General features: G+C 63.6%; 8 protein-coding genes. All 8 read left to right on the top strand.

Annotated elements, in window-relative coordinates:
- Positions 1-109: 109 nt before the first annotated feature.
- The 8 genes from ehuC to EOA22_RS19270 all read left to right on the top strand — a co-directional run bounded on the left by ehuC (position 110) and on the right by EOA22_RS19270 (position 7,272).
- Positions 110-769, top strand: coding sequence for an ectoine/hydroxyectoine ABC transporter permease subunit EhuC (ehuC, locus tag EOA22_RS19305; protein WP_013530328.1), 660 nt, complete (start codon positions 110-112; stop codon positions 767-769).
- A 34-nt stretch (positions 770-803) separates the two neighbouring features.
- Positions 804-1,463, top strand: coding sequence for an ectoine/hydroxyectoine ABC transporter permease subunit EhuD (ehuD, locus tag EOA22_RS19300; protein WP_013530329.1), 660 nt, complete (start codon positions 804-806; stop codon positions 1,461-1,463).
- A 3-nt stretch (positions 1,464-1,466) separates the two neighbouring features.
- Entirely contained in the window at positions 1,467-2,243 is a 777-nt protein-coding gene (eutA, locus tag EOA22_RS19295) for an ectoine utilization protein EutA (RefSeq protein ID WP_063170120.1), read from the top strand.
- A gap of 9 nt (positions 2,244-2,252) precedes the next feature.
- A complete protein-coding gene (gene eutB, locus EOA22_RS19290; protein ID WP_164755638.1) occupies positions 2,253-3,245 on the top strand; it encodes a hydroxyectoine utilization dehydratase EutB in 993 nt (330 codons plus the stop codon).
- On the top strand, positions 3,242-4,234 hold the full coding sequence (gene eutC / locus EOA22_RS19285; protein WP_063170121.1) for an ectoine utilization protein EutC: 993 nt from the start codon (positions 3,242-3,244) through the stop codon (positions 4,232-4,234). The genes eutB and eutC overlap by 4 nt, the downstream gene beginning before the upstream one ends.
- Positions 4,235-4,363: 129 nt before the next feature.
- Complete coding sequence (gene doeA, locus EOA22_RS19280; RefSeq protein WP_063170122.1) at positions 4,364-5,542, top strand: ectoine hydrolase DoeA; 1,179 nt, start codon at positions 4,364-4,366, stop codon at positions 5,540-5,542.
- Positions 5,543-5,547: 5 nt separating this feature from the next.
- Entirely contained in the window at positions 5,548-6,546 is a 999-nt protein-coding gene (doeB, locus tag EOA22_RS19275) for a N(2)-acetyl-L-2,4-diaminobutanoate deacetylase DoeB (RefSeq protein ID WP_024502317.1), read from the top strand.
- A gap of 414 nt (positions 6,547-6,960) precedes the next feature.
- Positions 6,961-7,272 (top strand): hypothetical protein, encoded by a 312-nt coding sequence (locus tag EOA22_RS19270; RefSeq protein WP_224675447.1) that lies wholly within the window; start codon positions 6,961-6,963, stop codon positions 7,270-7,272.
- Positions 7,273-7,327: the final 55 nt, after the last annotated feature.

Below are 7,327 nucleotides of genomic sequence, written 5' to 3'. Positions count from 1 at the left end.
TTGAGGGCGGGCGCCAAACCTTCGCAAGTTCGCGCCGCCCCTCATCTGCCTGCCGGCATCTTCTCCCCGTGAACGGGGAGAAGATGCTAAACCCAACGTTGGAAACCGAATGACCCAGTGGTCCGGCTATTTCGGCCTGATATTGCAGGGAGCGCTTGTCACCATCGAGCTGACGCTGATGGGGTCGGTGCTGGCGCTGATCATGGCCTTCCTCGCCGGCATGGGGCGCGTGTCGCGCTTCTTTGCGCTGCGTTGGTTGGCCACCGCCTACATCGAGTTCTTCCGCGGCACCTCGATCTTCGTGCAGTTGTTCTGGGCCTATTTCGTGCTGCCCTTCATCGGCATTTCGCTGACCCCGTTGCAGGCCGGCGTGCTGGCGCTCGGCCTCAATGTCGGCGCCTACGCCGCCGAAGTGGTGCGCGGTGCCATCCAGTCGATCGGCCGCGAACAGTATGAGGCCTGCACAGCGCTCAATCTCGGCCGCTGGCAAGGCATGCGCCACATCATCCTGCCACAGGCGCTGCTGGTGATGCTGCCGACCTTTGGCAACAATGCCATCGAATTGCTCAAGGCGACCGCCGTGGTGTCGCTGATCTCGCTCACCGACCTGACCTTCCAGGCGCAGGTGGTGCGCGCCCAGACCGGCAACACCCTGGTGCCGTTCACCACCATCCTGATCATCTATTTCATCCTCGCCCTGCTCATCTCGTGGGGCGTGCGCTCGCTGGAACGACGCATGGCGCGCGGCCTCGACGGGGTGCGTGCCTGATGGCCAACTCCCTTCTGATAAATTGGGCCTACTGATGGAATGGGATTGGAATTTCGTCTGGGAAATCATGCCAACGCTGATCCAGGGCGTGAAGATCACCATCCTGGCGACGCTGCTCGGCTCGGTGCTGGCGGCGATCGTCGGGCTTGGCATTGCGCTGGCGCGCCGCTCGCCCAACAAGGCGTTGTCGCGCACGGTCGGCTGGGCGGCTGAATTCATCCGCGGCACGCCGCTGCTGGTGCAGCTCTATTTCATCTTCTACGTGCTGCCCGACATCGGCATCCTGCTGCCGCCGCTGGTCGCCGGTGTCATCGGGCTCGGGCTGCATTACGGCACCTATACGGCCGAGGTCTATCGTGCCGGCATCGACAATGTGCCGCGCGGCCAATGGGAGGCCGCCAAGGCGTGCAATTTGAGCGCCAGTCAGACCTGGACCCACATCATCATTCCGCAGGCTATCCCACCGATGATTCCGGCGCTCGCCAATTACTTTATCGCCATGTTCAAGGAAACGCCGCTGCTGTCGGCGATCACCGTGCTGGAACTGATGAACCAGGCCAAAAGCGTCGCCAACACCTACTATCGCTATATCGAGCCGATCACCCTGGTCGGTGCTTTCTTCCTGGTCATCAGTCTGTTTTCGGTCGTGTTGCTGCGCTGGCTGGAACGCCGCTACGGCAAGATCGAGAGGTAACCGATGAAACCCTTGCCCGAGATCAAGGTGTATCCAAAACGGCCGGCACTGGATGCGCGTCCGCTGGAGCGGCGCATCGGCCTGATCATCCTGGCCACCGACCACACCAGCGAACCGGATTTCCGCCGCATGGTGGCGAGCGAACGCGTCGGCGTCTATGTCGCGCGCATTCCCTATGCCAACCCGACGACGCCCGAAAACCTGCGCAAGATGCAGCCGGCGCTGACGGCGGGCGCGGCCCTGATCCTGCCGGATGAGCCACTCGATGCCGTCTGCTATTCCTGCACTTCGGCCTCGGTGGTGATCGGCGATGCCGAGATCGAGGCGGCGATCCAGGTCGCAAAGCCCGGCGTGCCGGTAATCACCCCGCCGATGGCGGGCGTGCGCGGGCTGCGTGCGCTGGGCGCAAGCAAGATCAGCATCCTCACTCCCTACACGGTCGAGACATCCAGGCCGATGGCCGCCTATTTCGCGGCGCACGGCTTCGAGATCGCCAGCTTCACCTGCCTCGGTTTCGAGGACGACCGCGAGATGGCGCGCATCGCACCGGCGGCCCTCGTCGAACTGGCGCGTGAGGCGACCGACACCAGCGCCGATGCGCTGTTCGTCTCCTGCACGGCGCTGCGTAGCGCCCTCGCGGTCACCGGAATGGAAAAAACTATTGGACGTCCCGTGGTGACCAGCAACCAGGCGACCGCCTGGAATTGTCTGCGGCTGTGCGGAGATGACACGCCGCGTCCCGAATTCGGCCGTCTGATGACGCAGCCATTTGCCGCCTGATTGATGATCATGACACAGGTCACTCTTGAGCACATTCGCGCCGCGCATGAGCGCATTGCCGGCAAGGTCGAGCGCACGCCGACCGTGCTGTCCCAAAGTCTTTCCGAAGGGCTGGGCGTCCCCGTCCACCTCAAGCTCGAACACCGGCAGACCACCGGCAGCTTCAAGCTGCGCGGCGCCTCGAATGCCGTCGCTTCGCTCAGCACCGCGGAGAAGGCGCGTGGCGTGGTCGCGGCCTCGACCGGCAACCACGGCCGCGCGCTGGCGCATGCGGCGAAGCTTGAGGGCATGCGCGCGGTGATCTGCATGTCGCGGCTGGTGCCTGAAAACAAGCTCGACGAGATCCGCCGGCTGGGCGCGGAGGTTCGCATTATCGGCAACAGTCAGGACGATGCCCAGCAGGAGGTCGATCGGCTGGTGGCGCAAGAGGGGCTGGTTATGCTGCCGCCCTTCGACCATCCCGACATTGTCGCCGGGCAAGGCACGCTCGGGCTTGAGATGATCGAACAGGTCCCGGATGCTGCCCTCGTCCTGGTGCAGTTGTCGGGTGGCGGGCTCGCCTCAGGCGTTGCCGCGGCCATCAAAGGCGTCAGCCCCGGCACAAAGATCATCGGTGTCTCGATGGCTCGTGGCGCGGCGATGAAGGCCAGCCTCGATGCCGGCCGCCCGGTGCTGGTGGAGGAATTGCCGACGCTGGCGGATTCGCTCGGTGGCGGCATCGGCCTCGACAATCGGCTGACCTTCGCCATGTGCCGCGACCTGCTCGATGATGTCATCCTGCTCAGCGAAGACGAGATCGCCGCCGGAATCCGTCACGCCTATGCGCAGGAACGCGAAATCGTCGAGGGCGCCGGCGCGGTCGGCATCGCCGCGCTGCTCGCCGGCAAGGTCAGGTCGGACGGGCCGGTGGTCGTGCTTCTCTCCGGCCGCAACATCGATATGGACGCGCACCGCAGGATCGTCTGCGGCGAGGCGCCATCGCTCAAGGAGCACGCCGCATGAGCCGGATGACGATCCTCACCGAACAAGAATTGCGCGCGATCGTGACACTCGATCTCGATGCAGTCGCCTGCGTCGAAAACGCCTTCCGTGCGCTTGCCACCCTGCCGGTGGCGATGCCGCCGATCCTGCGGCTCGACATTCCCGAGCATCGCGGCGAGGTCGACGTGAAGACCGCCTACGTGCCTGATATCGACGGTTTCGCCATCAAGATCAGCCCCGGCTTCTTCGACAATCCGAAGCTCGGCCTGCCCAGCGTCAACGGCATGATGGTGCTGCTGTCGTCCAAAACCGGGCTGGTCGAAGCACTGCTGCTCGACAACGGCTATCTCACGGATATCCGAACCGCTGCTGCCGGCGCCGTCGCCGCCAAACATCTGTCGCGGCAGGACTCGTCAGTTGCCGCGATCTTCGGCGCCGGCGTCCAGGCCGGGTTGCAATTGGAAGCCCTGATGCTGGTGCGGCCGATTTCCGAGGCGCGCATCTGGGCGCGCGATGTGGCAAAGGCCGAGGCAACCGCCGGAGCCCTGCGCGAAAAGCTCGGCATTCTCGTGCATGCCGAGCCCGACGCGGCAAACGCAGTTGTCGGCGCCGACATCATCGTCACCACCACGCCTTCGACCGAGCCGCTGATCAAGGCGGGTTTCGTTTCCGCCGGCCAGCACATCACGGCGATGGGCTCCGACGCCGAGCACAAGAACGAGATCGCGCCGGCAATCCTGCGCATGGCCGACCTCTATGTCGCCGACAGCGCCCGTCAGACGCGGCGGCTGGGTGAGCTGCATCACGCCATCGCGGCGGGCGTGATGGCCGCTGACGAAGAGGTGACCGAACTTGGCCAGATCATCGCCGGTAAACGGCATGGTCGGCGCTCGGCCAGCGACATCACCATCGCCGATCTGACCGGCACCGGCGTTCAGGATACGGCGATAGCTACGTTCGCCCGCGATCGGGCGCGGGTGGCCGGTTCCGGGGCCATTTTCGAAAGCTGATGCTGGCCAAGGCGTGATCCGGAAAAATGGGAACCGGTTTTCCGAAAGATCACGCCCAAACAAGAACGACGGGCCGGTTTCAACGAAGTTGAAACAGGCTCAAGGCCCAACAAACGAGGACCAAGAACAATGCAACCGAACCTGAGATTCTCGCGCGGCGAATATGCGGATCGCCTCGCCAAGACACGCAAAGCCATGGAGGTGAAGGGCGTCGATCTTCTTGTTATCAGCGACCCGTCCAACATGGCCTGGCTGACCGGCTATGACGGCTGGTCGTTCTACGTGCATCAGGCGGTTATCGTGCCGCCATCGGGCGAGCCGGTCTGGTACGGCCGTGGCCAGGACGCCAACGGTGCCAAGCGCACTGCCTATCTCGCGCATGACAACATCGTCGGCTATGCCGATCACTATGTGCAGTCGACCGAGCGCCACCCGATGGATTTTTTGGCCAGCGTGCTTGCGGATCGCGGCTGGGGCAAGCTGACAGTCGGCGTTGAGATGGACAATTACTGGTTCTCGGCCGCCGCCTTCGCATCGCTGCAGAAGCATTTGCCCAATGCCCGCTTTGTCGATGCCACCGCGCTGGTCAACTGGCAGCGCGCGGTGAAGAGCTCGACCGAGATCGACTATATGCGCAAGGCGGCTCGCATCGTCGAGGCGATGCACCAGCGCATCTTCGACAAGATCGAGGTCGGCATGCGCAAATGCGATCTCGTTGCCGAAATCTATGATGCCGGCACGCGCGGCGTCGACGGCATCGGCGGCGACTATCCGGCGATCGTGCCGCTGCTGCCGTCGGGTGCCGATGCCTCGGCGCCGCATCTGACTTGGGACGACAGACCGATGAAGCGGGACGAGGGCACCTTCTTCGAGATCGCCGGCTGCTACAACCGCTATCACTGCCCGCTGTCGCGCACCGTCTTCCTCGGCAAGCCGACGCAGGAATTCCTCGATGCCGAGAAGGCGACGCTGGAAGGCATGGAAGCGGGGCTGGCCGCGGCCAAACCCGGCAACGCCTGTGAGGACATCGCCAACGCCTTCTTCGCCGTGCTGAAGAAGTATGGCATCGTCAAGGACAACCGCACCGGCTATTCGATCGGACTGTCCTATCCGCCGGACTGGGGCGAGCGCACGATGAGCTTGCGTCCCGGCGACCGCACCGAACTCAAGCCCGGCATGACCTTCCATTTCATGACCGGCCTGTGGCTGGAAACGATGGGACTGGAGATCACCGAGTCCATCCTGATCACCGAAACCGGTGTGGAGTGCCTGGCCAATGTGCCGCGTAAGCTGGTGGTGAAGGATTGAGCCCGATGTCGAATCTACGCTCATCACCGGTCGCGCCGACCGTCGATTTCGACCGCGACGGCGTCCAGCACGGCTTCCTGCGCTTGCCCTACAGCCGCGACGATTCCGCGTGGGGCTCGGTGATGATCCCGATCTGCGTCATCCGCAACGGCAACGGACCGGCAGCTCTGCTGTCCGGCGCCAACCATGGCGACGAATATGAGGGGCCGCTGGCCCTCTACGATCTCGCCAGGACCCTCGATCCCAGGCAAGTCAGCGGCACGGTGATCATCGTGCCGGCAATGAACTATCCGGCCTTCCGCGCCGGCACGCGCACCTCGCCGATCGACAAGGGCAACATGAACCGCAGCTTTCCCGGCCGGCCGGACGGAACGGTGACCGAAAAGATCGCCGATTACTTTCAACGTGAGCTGCTGCCTCGCGCCGACATCGTGTTCGACTTCCACTCCGGCGGCAAGACGCTGGACTTCGTGCCGTTCTGCGCGGCGCACACTTTGCCCGACAAGGCGCTGGAACAGAAAGCCTTTGACGCGGTCGCGGCCTTTGCCGCTCCGTTCTCGATGCGCATGATCGAGATCGACGCCGTTGGCATGTACGACACGGCAGCCGAGGAGATGGGCAAGGTCTTCGTCAGCACCGAACTTGGCGGCGGCGGCACGTCGCGCGCGCAAACCGTGCGGATCGCGAGGCGCGGCATTCTCAACGTGCTGCGTCATGCCGGCATTGTAGATGGTGCGGTCGAGAAGACTCGAACCCAGTGGCTCGACATGCCGTCGGGCGATTGTTTCTCGTTCGCCGAAGACGACGGCATGATCGAAACCATGGTCGATCTCGGTGAGCCCGTCAAAGAAGGCTCGGTGCTGGCGCGCATTCATTCCACCGGCCGCACCGGCGTCGCTCCGCAGGAGATCCGGGCAAAAATGTCGGGCATGCTTGCGGCGCGGCATTTCCCCGGGCTGGTTAAGGCCGGCGACTGCGCGGCGGTGGTGGCTGTGCACGTCTGAGCGGCTCCGCCGGGGCCTGCTCCACCCGGTTCGGGTCCATCGTCACTTGTTCTGCGTCCGTCGCGGAGCCCTTCGGCGCGGCGGAAAGAAGCAGGATAGCGGGCGGAGTCGACATTGCAGGAGGATGTCACTATATAGCGGCGGCTTCGACCCGCGCGCCCGAGGGCAGCACCTCGAAGCAACTGTGAATGTGTAGTGTTTTGCGCCATCTATTGTGACGGAAATCGGCTCGGAAACCGGAAAAAAGCAAATAGAAACAGTGGCGCAGCGCTGGGTGTGACCCAGCCAACGGTACCGACCCCTCCAGAATCAGAAAATGCCCTTGACCCCTCGATTTCCTATGGCTCTGTGGACCTTGGACGGCATTGGCTTGCCGGCTGACCGCGACTCGGCTGGAATGGGGACATGCATCCTTTGCGGGATGTCGACGTTTATGATTACCAACCGGCTTTGCCGCCAGGGAACAGCAGTATGAGCGAACACGCCATCGAATTCTTGCGGGGATGGATCGGCGAAAAGGTCCATTGCCAATCCTCCCAGGCAAGGATCGACAAGCAGGCCGAAACCTTGGCCAAGGAGTGCGCCGCCGAGGCGGCCGAGGTCGGCATTCCGCTGGAGGATATCCAGGAAGAAGTCGGCGATATCCAGGAACTTATCGCATCCCGGCTTGAGGAAGCGGCCGAGGCCGAAGAAAGCCAGCAGGCCCCCAGAAAAGCCGCGGAATGATCAAAGCCGCCGAATGATCGCATAGCGGCGACATTGTTGCCGCGCGGGCTTCTGC

It is taken from the genome of Mesorhizobium sp. M7A.F.Ca.US.014.04.1.1, from assembly GCF_003998745.1.
Taxonomy (GTDB): domain Bacteria; phylum Pseudomonadota; class Alphaproteobacteria; order Rhizobiales; family Rhizobiaceae; genus Mesorhizobium; species Mesorhizobium ciceri.
Note: the sequence above shows the minus strand (reverse complement) of the source record. Positions and strands in the feature narration are given on the sequence as shown.

Bases quoted from the DNA above. Each gene is read 5' to 3' on its own strand.
- eutB (WP_164755638.1), top strand. From the start codon at position 2,253: ATGACACAGGTCACTCTTGAGCACATTCGCGCCGCGCATGAGCGCATT.
- doeA (WP_063170122.1), top strand. From the start codon at position 4,364: ATGCAACCGAACCTGAGATTCTCGCGCGGCGAATATGCGGATCGCCTC.
- eutA (WP_063170120.1), top strand. From the start codon at position 1,467: ATGAAACCCTTGCCCGAGATCAAGGTGTATCCAAAACGGCCGGCACTG.
- doeB (WP_024502317.1), top strand. From the start codon at position 5,548: ATGTCGAATCTACGCTCATCACCGGTCGCGCCGACCGTCGATTTCGAC.
- ehuC (WP_013530328.1), top strand. From the start codon at position 110: ATGACCCAGTGGTCCGGCTATTTCGGCCTGATATTGCAGGGAGCGCTT.
- ehuD (WP_013530329.1), top strand. From the start codon at position 804: ATGGAATGGGATTGGAATTTCGTCTGGGAAATCATGCCAACGCTGATC.
- eutC (WP_063170121.1), top strand. From the start codon at position 3,242: ATGAGCCGGATGACGATCCTCACCGAACAAGAATTGCGCGCGATCGTG.